Source organism: Psychromonas ossibalaenae ATCC BAA-1528 (assembly GCF_000381745.1).
In the GTDB taxonomy this organism is placed as follows: domain Bacteria; phylum Pseudomonadota; class Gammaproteobacteria; order Enterobacterales; family Psychromonadaceae; genus Psychromonas; species Psychromonas ossibalaenae.
Genome location: NZ_KB906976.1, coordinates 1 through 17543, shown reverse-complemented (window position 1 = coordinate 17543; position 17543 = coordinate 1). Strand labels below are relative to the sequence as shown.

The following is a 17543-nucleotide window of genomic DNA, read 5'->3' as shown; positions in this document are numbered from 1 at the left end:
TGATCAAAGTATCGGCTGTCAGGGAGTATTGTGACTTATATATTTGAATTACCGTTTGCACAATGGTTAGGTCTGCTGAGTTTTGCTTTAGGTATTATCGCTTTTAGCCAGAAAAATGACCGAAGCTTAAAAATTGTGATGCTGATTTTAAATATTAATCATATGCTCCATTATCTCTTTTTAGGCTCCTTTATTTCTGCATTAAGCGCTTTACTGGGGGCTGTACGCACGGGCACTTCGATTTATACATCGTCTGTCTATGCAGCACTGTTTTTCGTCGGCGCAGGTATTCTAAGCGCTTTTTGGGCCGCTGACTCTGTGCTTGATCTACTGCCTGTTTTGGGCGGGATTATCGGTACCATATCGGTATTTATGCTGCAGGGCATTAAGATGCGTATCGGTTTTCTGCTCGGGGCGTTGTGCTGGTTAATTAACAATATTGTGGTCGGCTCAATCGGCGGCGTTATGCTGGAAAGCACTTTGGTCAGTGTTAATTTACTGACTATTTATCGTCTTCATAGTGAAGGAAAAGCAGATTATGCCATTGAGAAATAACACTTAACAAATAATTTAAAAACTATAACTGGAGAAATTTATATGAAAATCGCATTAATGATGGAAAACAGCCAGGCGGGTAAAAATGCAGCTGTATTAAATGAACTGAACGCTGTAGCTACTGAGAAAGGTTACCCGGTATTTAATGTCGGTATGTCCGATGAAAATGATCATCACCTGACTTATGTTCATCTAGGTATTATGGCCAGTATCCTGATTAATTCTAAAGCGGTTGATTTTATTATAACCGGATGCGGAACAGGTCAAGGTGCAATGATGTCGCTTAATCTGCATCCGGGCATTGTCTGCGGTTACTGTATTGATCCGACAGATGCCTTTTTATTCGCGCAGATCAATAACGGCAATGCATTAGCTTTAGCTTACGCTAAAGGCTTCGGCTGGGCCGGTGAGCTGAACGTTCGATATATTTTTGAAAAGGCATTCTCAGGTGAAAAAGGTCAGGGGTATCCGGTTGAGCGTAAAGCGCCTCAAGTTGCTAATGCGGCTATTTTGAGTGAAGTAAAAGCAGCGGTTAATAAAGATAACTACCTTGATACGCTGCGCAGTATTGATTCTGAGCTGCTTAAAACGGCAGTTAGCGGTGGACGTTTCCAAGAATGTTTCTTTGAAAACTGTCAGGAACCGGAAATTGCTGAATATGTACGTCAGGTTTTAGCGTAAAAGTTATGTCCCTGCCGCTTTTGCGGCATTTTTTTACATCTGTTATGGAGATAAATAATGCAAGCGGATCGTATTGCAGTTATTGGTGAATGCATGGTGGAGCTGCAGAAAAGCGGTGCATTATATAAACCGGGTTTTGGCGGAGACACATTAAATACGGCTGTTTATTTATCCCGCCTTAGCGGCGCAGAGCAGATAACTACCTCCTATGTTACCGGCATTGGTGTCGATAGTTTTAGTCAAAATATGTTTGATGCCTGGCTTGAAGAAGGGCTTAATGTTGATTTAGTGCATCGTTGTGAGACTAAACTGCCCGGTTTATATGCTATTGAGACGGCTGATGACGGCGAGCGGACTTTTCAATACTGGCGTAACAATTCAGCTGCACGAGACTGGCTGCTGGAAAGTGATATTGAGCAGCTGACTGCGCAGCTGAAAACGCACCAGCTTATCTATTTAAGCGGTATCAGCCTGGCAATATTAACAGACGAATGTCGAGAAATTTTATTTGAGCTGCTTCAAGAGTGTAAAAACTCAGGGGTATTGATTGCTTTTGATAACAATTATCGTCCTTCGTTGTGGTCCGGGCCGGTGCAGGCTCAACAGAGCTACCAGCGTATATTGAAACTGACCAGTATTGCCTTTCTGACTTTTGACGATGAAGTTTTACTTTATGGTGATACCTGTGAACTGCAGGCAATTGAGCGCAGCCGGCAGTTGGGCGTGGATGAAATTGTTATTAAACGCGGTTCCGATGACTGTATTGTGGTCAAGGGTCAAGAGCAGATATCTGCACCGGCTGCAGTGCTTGGGACCGATAAAATAATCGATACAACTGCTGCCGGAGATTCCTTTAGTGCAGGTTATTTAGCCAAACGTCTTTCAGGTGGTGATATCAGTGAGTCAGCTGCCGCTGGACACCGCCTGGCGGCTGAAGTTATTCAGCACCCAGGCGCGCTTATTGAGAAGCACTATATGCCGTCAATTTAACTATTTAATTTAAAGAGAAAATTATGAAAACTATTAATCAGCGTTTAAGTGAAATTAAAGTCGTACCTGTTATTGCGATTAAAGATGCAGGCAAAGCCGCTAAGCTGGCACAGGTATTAGTGGAAAACGGTCTGCCTTGTGCTGAGGTAACCTTTAGAACAGAAGCGGCTGCGCAGGCAATTAAAAATATGCGTGAGGCTTATCCTGATATGCTGATCGGCTCCGGAACAGTATTAACTACGGAGCAGGTTGATCAGTCAATCGATGCTGGTGTGGATTTTGTAGTAAGTCCTGGTTTTAATCCGACCACGGTTAAATATTGTCAGCAGCGCTGCATCACTATAATTCCTGGTGTTAATACACCAAGTCTGGTGGAGCAGGCGATGGAAATGGGACTGGATACGCTGAAGTTTTTCCCTGCTGGACCTTCCGGTGGTGTTAATATGCTTAAAGCCCTAAGCGCTGTTTACCCGGTTAGTTTTATGCCGACGGGCGGGGTGAACCCTGAGAATGTCAATGATTACCTGGCTGTTTCATCTGTACTTGCCTGCGGCGGCACCTGGATGATCCCGACAGATCTTATTGATAATGAAGAGTGGGGAAAACTTGGTGCATTAATTGCGCAGGTAGCAACTATTATAAAATAAATAAAAAACTGTTTCGCAGCAGCGGACAAACCAACCGCTGCTTTTTTGAATAGAAAACTCCCGCAATTCCTCCCTCATTAGTTAAAATTTTGAACTACAGCAAAGTGTTACAGACTTTCTGTGTGTCCCTGTATAGGAAAGACGTCAATTAGTGCACTATGGTGTTAATAAACAACAGACACTTTTATTCTCAGGAGCCGTTAATGTTTGCAGAGTCGCTGATTTTTTCTTTTTCAGTTACCGGCCCAATATGCTTGATGCTGTTTCTCGGCTGGTTTTTAAAACATATCCACTTAATTAACGAAGCCTTTATTGATACGGCTTCAAAATTGGCTTATCAGGTGACCCTGCCGGCATTATTATTTTTAAGTATTGTTAATGCAGATAAAAACACGGTCATTAGTATTAGTTATATAAGCTATTCACTTGCTGCTAATTTACTGTTTTTTCTTCTGACTATTGTTTTAATTAAGCGCTTTATAAAAGATAAACAGGACCATGGAGTTATAATACAGGGTAGTTTTCGTGCTAACACTGCGATTATCGGTTTAGCTTATGCTGCTAATGTGTACGGCGAGTCCGGCGTGGCGTTGGCGGCCGTTTATGTTGCTTTTGTGACCGTGTTATACAATATTCTAGCGGTGATTGTTTTAACGCAGGGACAGGCAGGCATTAGTACTAGGCGTCTGGCTGGTGTTTTCACTTCAATCGCAAAAAATCCATTGATAATCAGCATTTTTATTGGTGTTATCTGCTTCAGCTTAACGCTTCGTATTCCGCCGCTGGTTAGCCAGACCGGACAATATTTCGCAGATATGACATTACCTTTAGCACTGCTCTGTACCGGCGCCTCTCTGAATTTGCAAGAGTTACAAAGCGGCCGCCGCAGTGCCTGGTTTGCCGCTAGTTTAAAACTTGTACTAGCACCGTTGTTAATTACCGGCTGTGCTTACCTGTTAGGTTTTTCTGAGATAGAGATAGGTCTGCTGTTTTTTATGAGTGGTGCGCCGACAGCCGCCGCCAGTTACGTGATGGCACGTTCAATGGGCGGCAATGCAAATTTAGCTGCTAATATTATTGCCGTAACCACTGCTGGATCACTGCTCAGCTGCAGTATCGGTATCTCTGTGCTTTATGCTCTGGATATTATGTAGAAGCATGGTAATACCAAATCCACTAATTTTCTATTCATTGATGCTTGTTAAAATGGACGCTAGCTTCGTTCTTGATTTTGTAATTAGAATAACTAGTTACTGCAATCAACGCCTTGCTTTCATCCATTTTTCCTACGCCTAAATAGAACATCTAATTAATGGAATTGGTATAAAAATCAACGTCAGCAGTAAACTCAGGCAGCCCCAACCTCCAATGTAAGAAACAATAAGCAGCGGCTCCGAACAGGTGAAATGTTTCAGTTCAGCTCAGGAGCATATTTTTTAAAGCTATCCTAATTTGATAATCATGTTCAATAATTAAGTAAGTGCTTAACATATTTTTCACGTGCTGAAAAAAAAATCTTTTTAACTAAGGCTGCTATTGTTAAACTCCATTTAAATTATATGAAATAAATAGATTAAATTGAGGCTTAAGTGCGTCAGCGCGGTTTGTCTGAAATGGAATTCATATATTTAAATAAGGAATGAAAAGAGTATTCTGCTGTTTTCTGTTTTACCAGCCTCTGTCTGCACTTTTAATAACTCAAAAATGAAGCGTAAGTTATAACAGCACTTTACCGTGCTGCGGTTTTTGTTATTTCGTCTACTGCCGCTGAAGGCGGCATTAAGAGCAAATTAATAAGTTGAGGAACAGCCGTTGACTAATTTATTTTTTAAAACTTCAGCACAATTCGAATCTCGTGCTCAGGCATCGCTGCTTGGCCTGGCACTCGGCGATGCGCTCGGTACCACATTAGAGTTTCAAAGCAAAGACAGTTACCAGCCGTTAACCGATATGATCGGCGGCGGCCCATTTAACCTTAAAGCAGGTGAATGGACGGATGATACTTCAATGGCGCTCTGTCTGGCAGACAGCCTGCTGGCCAAGGGGAGGCACTGCGCAGAAGATCAGATGGAACGTTATCTGCGTTGGAAAGAATTTGGTGAGAATTCGGTAACCGGCAGCTGTTTTGATATCGGTAATACAGTTGCACAAGCCTTAAATCGTTACCAGAAAAACGGCAATGCGAATGCTGGTTCAAGCGAAGAGAATTCAGCTGGTAACGGCAGTCTGATGCGTCTTGCACCGATAGCCATTTTTTACAGTGCAGCTAAAGGTGTCAGCATTGAAACTGCTTTGCAGATGGCGGTGGAAAGCTCAATAACAACCCATGCAGAACTGCGATGTATTGAAGCTTGTCAGGTTACCGCCTGGCTTTTATACCATCTCTTTGCTGAAACCTATGCGGACAAACATGCTTTATTTGCGGCGCTGCAGAAAAATTTTCCGGCTCCGTTATCTCCAGAAACGGCAGCTGTTGTTCAGGGCAGTTTTATAAATAAAAGCCGTGAACAAATCTACGGCTGCGGATTTGTTGTACAGTCTCTTGAAGCCGCCCTATGGTGCTTTGCACATAGCGATACTTTTGAACAGGGGGCGTTGTTAGCAGCAAATCTTGGTGATGATGCAGATACTACAGCGGCAGTTTACGGGCAAATTGCCGGCGCTTATTACGACTTAAACGGTTTACCTGAACACTGGCTAGAGAAGTTAGCCTGGTATGCAAAACTACTGCAGACAGCTGAGCTTCTGGCTGCCTGTCCGCTGCACTCGCATTGTGCTGCGTTTATCCGCGAGGCAGAAAAGCAGCGGAAAAAACTGACAGACGGCTCAAGAAAACTTGTACATGAGTTCACTGCTTCTCTTTATCCGGCATTTCATGATTATGGATTTATTCTCAACTGGGACTGGAGCAGTGAGGAACTGCCGGGATATGCACAGCATGTGCAGTTGTACGGCGAAGGCAATCTTGAACCGTGGTTAGCACAGGCTGATTATATTACCTGCCTGAAATTTATAACCCGTGCGGTACGCGGCGATCGTTTTTGTAACGGTCTGCTGGCAAGTATGAGCGAGACGGGAACAATTACGGCCTGGCTGGCACGTATAACTGAGCTTACGGACAGGAAGCTGGACGGAGTAAACTATTGTCTGCACTCAGATGAGACCAGACAGCTGCTGTTCATCGGAGACGTGCATGGTCAGTATAAAAAGCTTAATGAGCTGTTAACATATGCTGATTTTGTCGAGCATGATCCGAACAGTGCTTTTAGCCGCGGCAAAGTGGTATTTGTTGGTGATCTTATTGATAACCATAATGAATCAGGCGCCGATCATGTAAATACGTTAAAACAGGTTAAACGTCTGTGTGATAGCGGACTTGCCTGGTGCGTGATGGGTAACCATGAATTCAATGCTATCGGCTGGACATTAAAAAAACGCACGGGTAAGGCGGATTGTTGGGCACGTGCGCATTCAGATAAAAATCAGCGTCAGCATGCACTGTTTTTAGAGCAGATGGTCGAAGACTCCCTGGAATATAAAAAATGGATCAAGTGGTTTAAAACGCTGCCTCTGTTTATGGATTTTGGTGCGGTGCGCTGTATTCATGCGTGCTGGAATCAGCAGTCTATAACCCGTTTACTGCCGTATCTTAATAGCGATAATAGTTTAAAAGAGCATCACTGGAATGACGCGTTTGATCCCGCTCACGAGCTTTATGAGCTATGTGAAACTCTGCTTAAAGGACCTGAAATCGAACTGCCTCAGGGACACAGTTTTTTTGATAAAGGCGGTTGTGAGCGTCGTCATATTCGCACAGCATGGTGGCGTGATCAGGTTCAAACCTACCGTAGTATTGCGCAAGTGCCTCCGGAGCAGCTGGCTGATATTCCCGAACAGGAGCTGTCGGGGCTGCTGCACAATGAGCGTCAGACGCGGCCTGTAGTGGTAGGTCATTACACGCTGAGCGGCATGCCGCAGGTGCAGAGTGATAAAGTAGTTTGTGTCGATTATAATGCTGCGGATCAGAAAGGAGATTTAGTCGGCTACCTGTTTGATTTAACCAACTCACAAGGGCAGATGCCTGGCCGTATGAGTAACGAAAATTTTATTTATGTTAATCAGCCTGTATTAGGACAAATGACAGAGTCGGGCATTCATCAGCTGATAAAAAACAGTGTCAGCGAGCTGCCCGCTTTTGATCTCGGAAATTTAGATGCCCGAACGAAACGTTTTTGCGAACAGGTCAGCTGCATTTTATATAAAGACTGGGATCCGGCCGGTATATACGGTGAAGCAGGTTATGAAGCTGAATATTTCGCTTATGAGCAGGATGTCATCCGCCTGGGCATGTTTGCAGACAAAGAGATGCTGGCGGGGTACTTATGCTTAACGCAGACTTACCTTATCGGGTGGGAACTGGAAAAGAGTAAAAATAACTGTGCACGGGTTGCGCATAAAATTAAGGCGCTGCTTCAGAATAATTCCGATGCAGCTTATCATCCGGAAATTCAAAGCATGGGGTAGTTAACAGCACCGGAAATGACGCTGTTACGCTCTGATACTTTTCAGATAACTTTTAATTAAACAGCCGCTTTACTAAGCGGCCGTTTTTTCTGTATCTGTATGTTTAATTCTCTTATTTATGGGCATTTCCTGCACATTAACAGGCTGCAGCTTGATGACAGGTAGAAAACACGTATGCTCTTTAGCGGATAAAAAACAATAATATGACTAAGTTTTCTTACGCATAAACCGATCACTCATATACTTGAATGGTACTATATAATTACGAAACGAAGTGTCGGGTTAAGGTTATAAAGGATGAGATTTTGTAGTTCAGGTGTTTAAGCTCAGTTTTCAGCGTTTATAATATTGAGCCGTAAAAAGGATTTTTGGTGGAAGAGTTTATGGAAGATAAAAAATTGTGTACGGATGCACTGCTGCTTAAAATTAATCAGCTGGAAAGCGTGTTAAATAACGTTGGCGCGTATATATATACTAAAGATATACACGGTAATTATACGTTCACCAACCAGCCGCTGCTTAATCTTTTTAATAAGAGCTGCGATCAGGTGATAGGCAGAGATGCCAGTCACTTTTTTGATTTCTCATTCTCGGATTCACTGCGCCGCAATGATCAGCAGGTGATGCGGGAAAATATTACTCTGGAGACCGAAGAGTCAAATTTCGTTAAAGCGCTCGGTGAAAGCCGAGTTTTTAAAACCATAAAAAAGCCGCTGCATAATGCCCGGGGAGATGTCATTGGTATGTGCGGCATCTCCACTGATATCACCGAGCAGAAAAAATACGAAACGATTATCAAAGAGCAGAAACAGTTATTAGATGCAGTGCTGGATAATGTCGACTCCCATATTTACATGAAAGATCACTTACGTACTTACCGATATGTTAACCGTAAAGCAGCCGGGCTGTTCGGGCTTCCAGTCGAAGATATTATTGGTAAAAAGGACATAGAAGTTATTGGCAGAGAAACGGCTGATAATTTCTGGATTTCGGATAAACAGGTGCTGAACAGCAATCAGAAACAAACCTGTGAAGAGATCTTTAAGGATGAAAATAATAATCCACGGCGTTATATGAGTGTAAAAATGCCTTATCAGATTAATGAAACGACACCTGCTGTTATTGGTTTTTCTACCGATATTACTGAATTATATAAGCTTAAAGAAGAGCTCCAGAAGCAGGCGAATACGGATTCACTGACCGGGTTAAATAACCACCGTTTCTTTATTGAAAATGCGCAGCGGGAATACCATCGTGCCGGACGTTATCATTTACCTTTAACTGTTATGACCCTGGATATCGATAATTTTAAATTTATTAATGATAACTACGGACACCCAGCCGGTGATCAAGTCTTAACTGCATTAAGTCAGAGTCTTTTATCTATTGTGCGTTTTGAAGATGTGTTAGCCCGGACCGGTGGAGAAGAGTTTTCAGTTTTACTGCCTGAGACTGATATGCATCAAGCTGGAGTATTAGCAGAAAGGATCCGCTTTGAATTACAGAAGTTGAAAATAGCCGGAAGCTGGTCAGGAGAAATAAAAATGACGGTAAGTATCGGTCTTGCCGCTTTGAAAAAGACTGACGATAGTTTTGAAGCACTCTTTTCAAGAGCAGATAAAGCTTTATATAAAGCTAAGAAACAGGGGAAAAATCGGGTTTGTACCAGCGCCTAGAAACAAAAACAAAAGATGTTTATCACTATGCATGATGTTGTCTGAAGTTTTGTGCTAGCTGCGCGGTAGTTTATCAGGCTGGTCTTTTAATAAGACGAATAATACTAAGGGTAGGAAATTAAAGCCTAATAAGAAAAAACTGATAATAATGGGACAGCTGCACTATTGGTGTCACGCTTTGCGTGAACCGGCAACTGCTGATGCCCATTATATTAGTAATATCTGTAAGTGTTAGCTGCAACTGATGATACAGAACGTGGAGATGATGCTTCGTAGTTATTAGTATTAGCGAAACCAGTTACTTTTTTGATAATTGAAAACATATTGGAACCTCATTTATTTAAAAATATTTGTTTGTTTTGTAATAATCATGTTCGAGGTAGATCCTCATCACATGTGGCGTATATTAATGTTGAAAAAGTGTGATGTCAATCACGTATTTTAATTTATTTGAAAGTTTATAAATTTTGCTGACTGATAAATTTAGATAAAAACATGACTGCAAGATGTGAAAATTAGTGACGGGATTTTAAAAGCGCGGGATGTTAATTAATCTTTACTTATTGTTTGTATCTGACGCTGTGCAGGATAGTGTACATGTTCGGTCTATTTTCTCCTTGCTCGCTTCTAAAACATCTTTATAATGTGCGACCCCGACAAGGGCTGCAATAGAATAAATTGCGATTTTTTTCGCTTTCTACTGTAACGTCAGGGAATAAAATTTAAACAGCGGGTTCCCTCACCCCGCAAAAGTTAATTAGTCATTAAAAAGGTCACAATATGTTAATGTTAACAACCGCTCAAATTCGTCGTGCGCTGCTGGTGCTGGCGAGCTTTCATATATTAATCATCTGCGCCAGTAATTATCTGGTTCAGCTTCCATTTCAAATCTTTGGATTTCATACTACATGGGGCGCTTTCAGCTTCCCGTTTGTATACCTGGCAACGGATCTTACCGTAAGAATTTTCGGTCAGGAAGCCGCCAGGCGCATTATTCTTAAAGCGATGTTCCCGGCACTGCTGATATCTTATGTGATGGGTGTTGTTTTCCATCAGGGCGGTTTTCAGGGATTAGATTCATTGTCAGAATTTAATAATTTTGTTTTCCGTATTGCTTTTGCCAGCTTTGCGGCTTATCTGATCGGTCAGTTAATGGATATCACTGTTTTTTCTAAGCTAAGAAAAACACGATCCTGGTGGGTGGCTCCTGCCGCATCAACCTTGATAGGTAATTTAGTAGATACGTTAGTGTTTTTCTCATTAGCATTTTATGCATCTAATGACAGTTTTATGGCGGCACACTGGCCGGAAATTGCCAGTGTCGATTACGGCTTTAAACTGGTTGTTAGTTTAGGTCTGTTTTTACCGGCTTACGGACTGCTTTTGAAAGTGCTGGAGCAGAGGTTAGTCAAACTGCCTGAACAGCCGAGCCTGGCTTAAGTTGTTGCAATTCTGGTTTTCCGCGTTTAAATGCTGAAAACCAGAACTGCGCCTGAAGTTGAGCACTGTCATTTATTAACATTATTATCGTAGGGAATATTATGAAAATTATGCAGATCAGCTGGGCAGATATATGTGCTTACGGTGACTGGTTGAAGCCGGAGAGCGCTTTAAAATTTGCTTTAGGCGGCTATACGCATGTTGAGTTTCAGGGTGAAGTAAGCAAATGTGAGCTGAGTTATGCGGATGACGGCACTCCGTTAGTCGGTTTGGGCAAGGAGAGTAATTAAATCCACGGACTACTCCTGACAGCCTCTTTTATTTACTTCTTTTTCTTCTAAAATCAAGCTGTTAAGCTTCTGGCAGTTTGTATCATGCTTCTGTTACCATGCCTGCTAAAGATAATAATCATAAAAAGGAATACTTAATGAGTACATTCACTATTAATTCTAAAACCATGCATTACCTGGATAAAGGTCAAGGCCCGGTATTACTTTTCGGGCACAGTTACCTCTGGGATAGTGAAATGTGGACGCCTCAGATAGAGATATTAAGTCAGCATTACCGCTGCATTGTTCCTGATTTGTGGAGTCACGGACAGTCAGACGCAGCTCCCGGCGAAACACAAAATCTGACGGATTATGCGCAGGATCTGTTAAGCCTGATGGACCACCTTGAAATTGAAACATTCTCAATTATTGGTTTATCGGTTGGTGGCATGTGGGGAGCGGAGTTAACCCTTTTAGCCCCGGCGCGGGTTAAAGCTTTAGTACTGATGGATACCTTTATCGGACTTGAGCCGCAGGTCACTCATCATAAATATTCTGCCATGCTGGATATGATAAGTGCGGCACAGCTGGTGCCGGAGCCATTAATTGAGCAGATAAGACCTTTGTTCTTTGCTCGTGATGTAGAGCAGGAAAACCCTGAACTGGTGAGCCGCTTTAAAAAAGGACTGCAGGGGATTCGCGGACAAAAGGCCGTTGATCTTGCCCAAGTAGGACGCATGGTATTCGGGCGCCGGGATCTCTTTGATGAAGTTGAAAAACTAACATTACCGACGTTAATTATGACCGGAATGCAGGATATTCCTCGTCCGCCTCTAGAAGCACAGCTGATGCAGGATGCAATCAGCGGCAGCCGTCTGATCCTGGTGCCCGATGCCGGTCATATCTCAAATCTGGAACAGCCTGAATTCGTGATAGAGAAATTATCTGACTTTTTAAACAGTGTGTATGCCTGAGCTGAGAGTCATGCTTGTTTGTAAAGGTTTTCCCTGCCGGTTCTTATGAAATGATTATCGGGCTGTTCTTAAAGACAGCCCGGTAGTAAAACCTTTCCCTGCTTTTTTAGCCTTCTTTTATAGTTTTTAATACTGACTATACTCAGGTAAGTGCTGTTACTCGTATCAGTTATTTACTCGAGGTTTACGTTATGAAAACAATTAATATATTAAGTGCTTTGCTGCTGCTGTGCTCTTTCAACGTTGCTGCCCAGACAGAAGTCAAGATTTATGGCGATGATGATTATGCACCATACTCCTATGCACAGGCTGGAAAGATGACCGGACTCTATACCGCCGTCTTGAAAAAAGTCGCAGAGAAAATGCCTGACTATAAAATATCATTTGTCAAAACGCCCTGGAAACGCGGGCTTTCTGATATTGAAAAGGGCAAAATTTTTGCGCTTTATCCACCTTATGCTCACCCGGAAAAACGTCCCTATATGGAATATGAAACGGCTATTCTCGACGAAGAGTTGAGTCTTTTCTGCAGTGATAAAATAGCTAAACAAGACCGGCCTGCCTGGCCGGTCGATTATTACGGCTTAACAATTGGTAATAATGCTGGATTTACTGTCGGCGGAGATGCGTTTCTGGAGGCTGTTAAAGATGGAAAAATCAGTTTGAAAGAAGTAAAGGGCACTTCAAAAAACTTACAGAAACTGATTAACGGGCGTATTGACTGTTATTTGAACGACGGCCTTGCCACCGAATGGGAACTGAAGAAGCTTCAGGATAATGGAAAATACAGTGGCAGCGGCGTATCTAAAGCACTGGTTATCTCAGCTGAGCAGGGTTATTTAGGTTTTGTCACTGACGGCGGTAAATTTCCTTACAAAGATGACTTTAAAAAACAATATAATCGAGTATTAACTGAGATGAAAAAAAGTGGTGAGGTTCAGCAGATTGTTGATAATTACCTGAAATGAACTAAGTCGGCATGTTAGCCGCTAAATGAGCGGTTAACATACTCTAGAGCGGCTGTTTTAATTCTATAATGCCAGTCTTCACTGTATGTGCAGTCCTTTTTATTCCTCCCGTCCGTTGTTTTCTTGTGCCTTTATACCCAAGCTACTTGAAGATGCAGGAATCAGCCAGTTGAGAGGTGACCATATTCAAGGCATGGAGTTGAAGGTTTAGTCATTCTAAATCAATGCTTCATAACGCCGAAGATGGTTGCCTCTCAACTGGCCCTATGGGAGGCTCACTCGAAAGCCAGCTCTTTGTTACAACACTTGAAAAGGAATAACCATTCTCTTCATGTTGTGCCTTGATCTGGCATCCGAGCGAGCCTCTGAATCTGCATCTTCAGGTAGTTTGGGTATATATATAGATATGTTTTATTTCCTGAACATGTTTAAAGCGACTGCAGGACGGCACGCTTTTTCTTCCCTGCTCTGCAAATGTTACGCCGGCAAATAAAATCGTCCAATTTTCACTCAATTGTTGTGCGTTTTTCTTTCTTTATTGTCACCTGGTTATGTAACTGCATGAATATATTGCGTTTTATAATTTTTATTTTATTAGTAAAATAAAATAAATTTCATTTCAAAAGGGTGACGAACTTACTACTATTGCCTGCTTTTGTTGTTTAATATGACCACCATATCAAGGCGCGTTGACGGATAAATAACCCTTGCTTAATCGCTTAGTTTATTACTTTTTATTTATGTTAAACAAAAAATCCATAAGGATTCAATAATGAATAATACTTCCAAATCTCTTCAGTCTGAAACTCGTCTTGAGCATGATCTTCTTGGCGAACGTCACGTTCTTGCCGATGCTTATTATGGTGTGCATACATTACGCGCCATTGAAAATTTTAATATTTCAAAAACCACTATTTCCGATGCTCCTGAGTTTATTCGCGGCATGGTAATGACTAAAAAAGCGGCTGCTATGGCGAATAAAGAGCTGGGGGTTATTCCCAGCAAAGTCGGCCGTTATATTATTGAAGCTTGTGATTTGATTTTAGAAACAGGTAAATGTATGGATCAGTTTCCGTCGGATGTATTCCAAGGCGGTGCGGGTACCTCGGTTAATATGAATACCAATGAAGTGATTGCTAATCTAGCGCTTGAGCTGATGGGCAAAGAGAAAGGGCAGTACGAATTTATTGACCCTAATGATCATGTTAATAAGAGCCAGTCTACTAACTGTACCTATCCGACAGGGTTTCGTATCGCGGTATACAACAGTATTTCCAGCTTAGTAAAAACGGTCGAATATTTAGAAGCTGCATTTGAGCTGAAAAATAAAGAGTTTAACGGCATTTTAAAAATGGGACGCACCCAGTTACAGGATGCTGTTCCGATGACAGTCGGACAGGAATTTCACGCTTGGGCTGTCACACTGAATGAAGAGGTGCGTAATTTAAATTACACCTCAAAATTACTGCTTGAAGTTAATCTAGGGGCAACAGCTATCGGTACCGGGCTAAATGCAGCTCCTGGATATCAGAAGCTGGCAGTAAAATACCTTGCTCAGGTAACCGGTCTTGCCTGTGTGCCTTCGGAAGATTTAATTGAAGCAACTTCGGACTGTGGTGCATATGTGATGGTACATAGTGCATTGAAACGACTGGCGATAAAACTTTCCAAAATATGTAACGATCTACGTCTGTTATCATCGGGCCCTCGTGCTGGTTTTAATGAAATTAACCTGCCGGAAATGCAGGCCGGATCTTCGATTATGCCGGCTAAGGTAAACCCGGTTATTCCGGAAGTGGTAAACCAGGTATGCTTTAAGGTAATGGGTAACGATACAACTATCTCTTTTGCCGCAGAGGGCGGGCAGCTTCAGCTTAATGTGATGGAACCTGTGATCGCGCAAAGCATGTTTGAATCGTTAGATATTTTAAATAATGCCTGCATCAATTTACGTGAAAAATGCATTGATGGTATTACGGTCAATAAAGAAGTATGTGAAAGCCACGTGTTTAATTCAATTGGTATTATTACTTATTTAAATCCGCTGATTGGTCATCATGAAGGTGATCGTGTAGGTAAAATATGTGCACAAACTGGTAAAAGTGTTCGCGAGGTTGTTTTAGAGCTTGAACTGCTTACTGAAGAGCAGTTAGATCATATTTTCTCTATTGAGAATCTGATACTTCCAGCTGATAACGCTAAACGCTACGTGTAATTTTCTGCTTCTGCATATCCCCTTCAATAAATGAAGGGGATACTTTTGTCTCGCTTGTTATTTCAAGAAGATAAAATCAACAATATTGTTGCTGCTGTCATAGCGCCCATTATCCGGTTGAAATAACGTTTTCTAGACTCTGTGGTCAGCAAACTTCTTATCGCCACCCCTAGACAGGTCCATAAACTGATTGCTATAAAACCGGTGACAGCAAAGGAGCCCATGATCCATAAACCCGATTCCAGGTAGTGCTCTCCTGCAACGGCAAAACTGCTGATACTGCCGATTGCCATTGCCCAGGCTTTGGGATTTACAAATTGAAATAATGAAGCCGATAACAGATTCATCGGGCCGGCGTGTGCCGATTTTTGTTTAGGATTAAGCGCATTCTCATCTGTCGGGGCTGTGCTTATTTTCCATGCCAGCCATAATAGATAAATACTGCCGGCGGCTTTCAGAAGATCATATAAAACCGGATAGAGCTCAAATACTACCCCTAAGCCTATTAATACAGATCCGAGCAGGCATGCGATTCCTATAATAATACCGAATATATGCGGCAGCGTGCGCAGGTAGCCAAACTGTGCACCTGAAGCTAATAACATCATATTATTCGGGCCCGGTGTCACGGACATGACAAACGCAAACAGTATAACTGCAAACAACAGTGTCTGATCCATCTATACTTCTCCTAAGTTGTTTTCTGATTGTGGTTAACATTTTGTGCGCTTATAAATGCTATTATTTTTGCGCTGAAACTGGGTTGTGAACTTTAATAACGGTTTATGTTTGTTATTGATAAATCATTGTAAAAAATCTTACATTTACAATACAGATGCAAAAATCAATTATTTTAACCATACAGACGTGGCTGAAATAACCTGTATTGTCTTTTATGTGAGCATCTGTATGGTAAAAATGTCCCTGCTTTGGTTATTATGTGTTTACCTTTACTGTGTTGACTGTCTGAGAAAATATGAAACTGTATGAAAAATTAGCAGCTGTATTAAGAGAACATATTAAACAGGGGCTGTTTCAGCCCGGTGATAAACTGCCTTCAGTCCGTCAACTTTCTGCACAGCATGAGGTCAGTATTTCAACGGTTCAGGAAGCTTATCGACAGCTGGAAATGGAAAACTTAGTGGAAGCTCGTGCTAAGTCCGGTTATTTTGCCACAGCGCAGACCCCTCCTTACAAACTACCGCAGATGTCTCGTCCGCCGCAAAGACCTCTGGATGTTTCACAATGGCAGGAAGTGCTTTATCTGCTGCTCAGTACAGATACTATCGGGACGATACAGTTACAGCATGCGATGCCGATTATGGATGCACCTTCACTGAAACCGCTGCTCAAGAAAATTACTGAACTGCATAAACATCAAAGTGCATTGAGTCTGCCCTACGGAGATATAAGAGGCGCGCTGGTATTACGGGAGCAGATCAGCAGACTGGCACTTGAGTCGGGCTGTCATCTGCATCCTGATGATATTATTATTACATCTGGCTGTCAGGAAGCGTTGTCCGTCTGTCTGCGGGCTGTCACTGAGCCTGGTGATATTGTGGCTATCGAATCGCCGAGTTTTTACGGCTCGATGCAGGCGATTAAAGGCTCTAATTTAAAAGCAATGGAAATCCCGACGCATCCAGAAACGGGATTAAGTCTGCAGGCACTGGAGCTGGCATTAGACCAGTGGCCGATAAAAGCTGTTTTATTAACACCTACCTGTAACAATCCTATGGGATATACCATGCCCGATGCGCATAAGAAGCGCCTTTATCAGCTGGCTCAAAGCTACGATATTGTTATTATCGAAGATGATATTTACGGAGATATTTCATACCAGTACCCGCGTCCTCGAAGTATTAAATCTTTTGACGAGGATGGACGTGTACTGCTTTGTTCATCGTTTTCTAAAACGCTGGCACCGGGGCTGCGGGTCGGCTGGATTGCACCGGGACGCTACCGCGATAAAGTGACTCATAATAAGTATGTCAGCAGCTCTATGTGTCCGACCCTGCCGCAGCTGGCGATTGCTGATTTTATCAAATCAGGCGGTTACAGCAGGCACGTACGGCGTTTACGCCTGGAATATAAACTGGGACGGGATAACCTTATCTGCGCCCTGAATAAATACTTCCCCGCTGACACATGTATCAGTTTTCCAACCGGCGGTTATCTGCTCTGGGTTGAATTACCAGCGCAGGTTGACGCGGTGAAAGTTGCGCAGCAGTCGCGGGAAAACGGGGTTAATATCGCAGCTGGTCCTATCTTTTCAGCAACGGGTAAATATCGTCATTGTATGCGTTTGAATTTTAGCGAACAGAGTGCCTTAATTCGAGAAGAGGGAATTCGTCAGCTAGCCAGCCTGATCAGCACGGCAAGATCATTATAAATTGAACTTTTCCTCCAACTAGCGATCTGATCACCATATACTAACAATTCGCTATTTGGTGATAATAATGAGCGCTACTTTTTTGAAATACTTCGATTCCATCTCAGACCCTCGTATTGAACGATGTAAGAAACATAATTTACTCGATATTCTTTTACTCGCTATTAGTGCCGTTATGTCTGGCTCTGAAGGCTGGGAGGATATTGAAAACT

The 17543-nt window shown here is 42.4% G+C and carries 15 protein-coding genes; 14 read left to right on the top strand and 1 reads right to left on the bottom strand.

Going from position 1 to position 17543, the window contains the following annotated elements; translation table 11 throughout:
- The first annotated feature begins 30 nt into the window (after nucleotides 1-30).
- The 12 genes from G327_RS0106760 to aspA all read left to right on the top strand — a co-directional run bounded on the left by G327_RS0106760 (nucleotide 31) and on the right by aspA (nucleotide 14939).
- Nucleotides 31-555, top strand: coding sequence for a YgjV family protein (locus G327_RS0106760; protein WP_019614002.1), 525 nt, complete (start codon nucleotides 31-33; stop codon nucleotides 553-555).
- 42 nt (nucleotides 556-597) lie between these two features.
- On the top strand, nucleotides 598-1236 hold the full coding sequence (locus G327_RS0106755; protein WP_019614001.1) for an RpiB/LacA/LacB family sugar-phosphate isomerase: 639 nt from the start codon (nucleotides 598-600) through the stop codon (nucleotides 1234-1236).
- Between the two features lie 57 nt (nucleotides 1237-1293).
- Complete coding sequence (kdgK, locus tag G327_RS0106750) at nucleotides 1294-2226, top strand: 2-dehydro-3-deoxygluconokinase (protein ID WP_019614000.1); 933 nt, start codon at nucleotides 1294-1296, stop codon at nucleotides 2224-2226.
- 23 nt (nucleotides 2227-2249) lie between these two features.
- Nucleotides 2250-2873: a bifunctional 4-hydroxy-2-oxoglutarate aldolase/2-dehydro-3-deoxy-phosphogluconate aldolase gene (locus G327_RS0106745; RefSeq protein ID WP_019613999.1), complete on the top strand. Its 624-nt coding sequence runs from the start codon at nucleotides 2250-2252 to the stop codon at nucleotides 2871-2873.
- Nucleotides 2874-3076: 203 nt separating this feature from the next.
- Nucleotides 3077-4027: an AEC family transporter gene (locus G327_RS0106740; RefSeq protein ID WP_019613998.1), complete on the top strand. Its 951-nt coding sequence runs from the start codon at nucleotides 3077-3079 to the stop codon at nucleotides 4025-4027.
- 658 nt (nucleotides 4028-4685) lie between these two features.
- A complete protein-coding gene (locus tag G327_RS26435; protein WP_019613997.1) occupies nucleotides 4686-7397 on the top strand; it encodes an ADP-ribosylglycohydrolase family protein in 2712 nt (903 codons plus the stop codon).
- Nucleotides 7398-7780: 383 nt separating this feature from the next.
- On the top strand, nucleotides 7781-9073 hold the full coding sequence (locus G327_RS0106725; protein WP_026339228.1) for a sensor domain-containing diguanylate cyclase: 1293 nt from the start codon (nucleotides 7781-7783) through the stop codon (nucleotides 9071-9073).
- A 780-nt stretch (nucleotides 9074-9853) separates the two neighbouring features.
- Nucleotides 9854-10513 (top strand): 7-cyano-7-deazaguanine/7-aminomethyl-7-deazaguanine transporter, encoded by a 660-nt coding sequence (locus G327_RS0106720; protein WP_019613995.1) that lies wholly within the window; start codon nucleotides 9854-9856, stop codon nucleotides 10511-10513.
- A gap of 101 nt (nucleotides 10514-10614) precedes the next feature.
- Complete coding sequence (locus G327_RS0106715; RefSeq protein ID WP_019613994.1) at nucleotides 10615-10803, top strand: hypothetical protein; 189 nt, start codon at nucleotides 10615-10617, stop codon at nucleotides 10801-10803.
- Nucleotides 10804-10940: 137 nt separating this feature from the next.
- Nucleotides 10941-11756 (top strand): alpha/beta fold hydrolase, encoded by an 816-nt coding sequence (locus tag G327_RS0106710; protein ID WP_019613993.1) that lies wholly within the window; start codon nucleotides 10941-10943, stop codon nucleotides 11754-11756.
- Nucleotides 11757-11947: 191 nt separating this feature from the next.
- Complete coding sequence (locus G327_RS0106705) at nucleotides 11948-12724, top strand: substrate-binding periplasmic protein (RefSeq protein ID WP_019613992.1); 777 nt, start codon at nucleotides 11948-11950, stop codon at nucleotides 12722-12724.
- Between the two features lie 772 nt (nucleotides 12725-13496).
- A complete protein-coding gene (gene aspA, locus G327_RS0106700) occupies nucleotides 13497-14939 on the top strand; it encodes an aspartate ammonia-lyase (protein ID WP_019613991.1) in 1443 nt (480 codons plus the stop codon).
- A 62-nt stretch (nucleotides 14940-15001) separates the two neighbouring features.
- Here aspA and G327_RS0106695 read toward each other — a convergent pair whose 3' ends face one another.
- Complete coding sequence (locus G327_RS0106695) at nucleotides 15002-15619, bottom strand: LysE family translocator (protein ID WP_019613990.1); 618 nt, start codon at nucleotides 15617-15619, stop codon at nucleotides 15002-15004.
- Nucleotides 15620-15915: 296 nt separating this feature from the next.
- Here G327_RS0106695 and G327_RS0106690 point away from each other — a divergent pair, with 296 nt between their 5' ends.
- The gene (locus G327_RS0106690; RefSeq protein WP_019613989.1) at nucleotides 15916-17331 is read left to right on the top strand and encodes an aminotransferase-like domain-containing protein; all 1416 of its coding nucleotides are present in this window, start codon (nucleotides 15916-15918) and stop codon (nucleotides 17329-17331) included.
- A 67-nt stretch (nucleotides 17332-17398) separates the two neighbouring features.
- Nucleotides 17399-17543: transposase family protein (locus tag G327_RS25960; RefSeq protein ID WP_019613988.1), on the top strand; the 145-nt coding region annotated here is incomplete at its 3' end.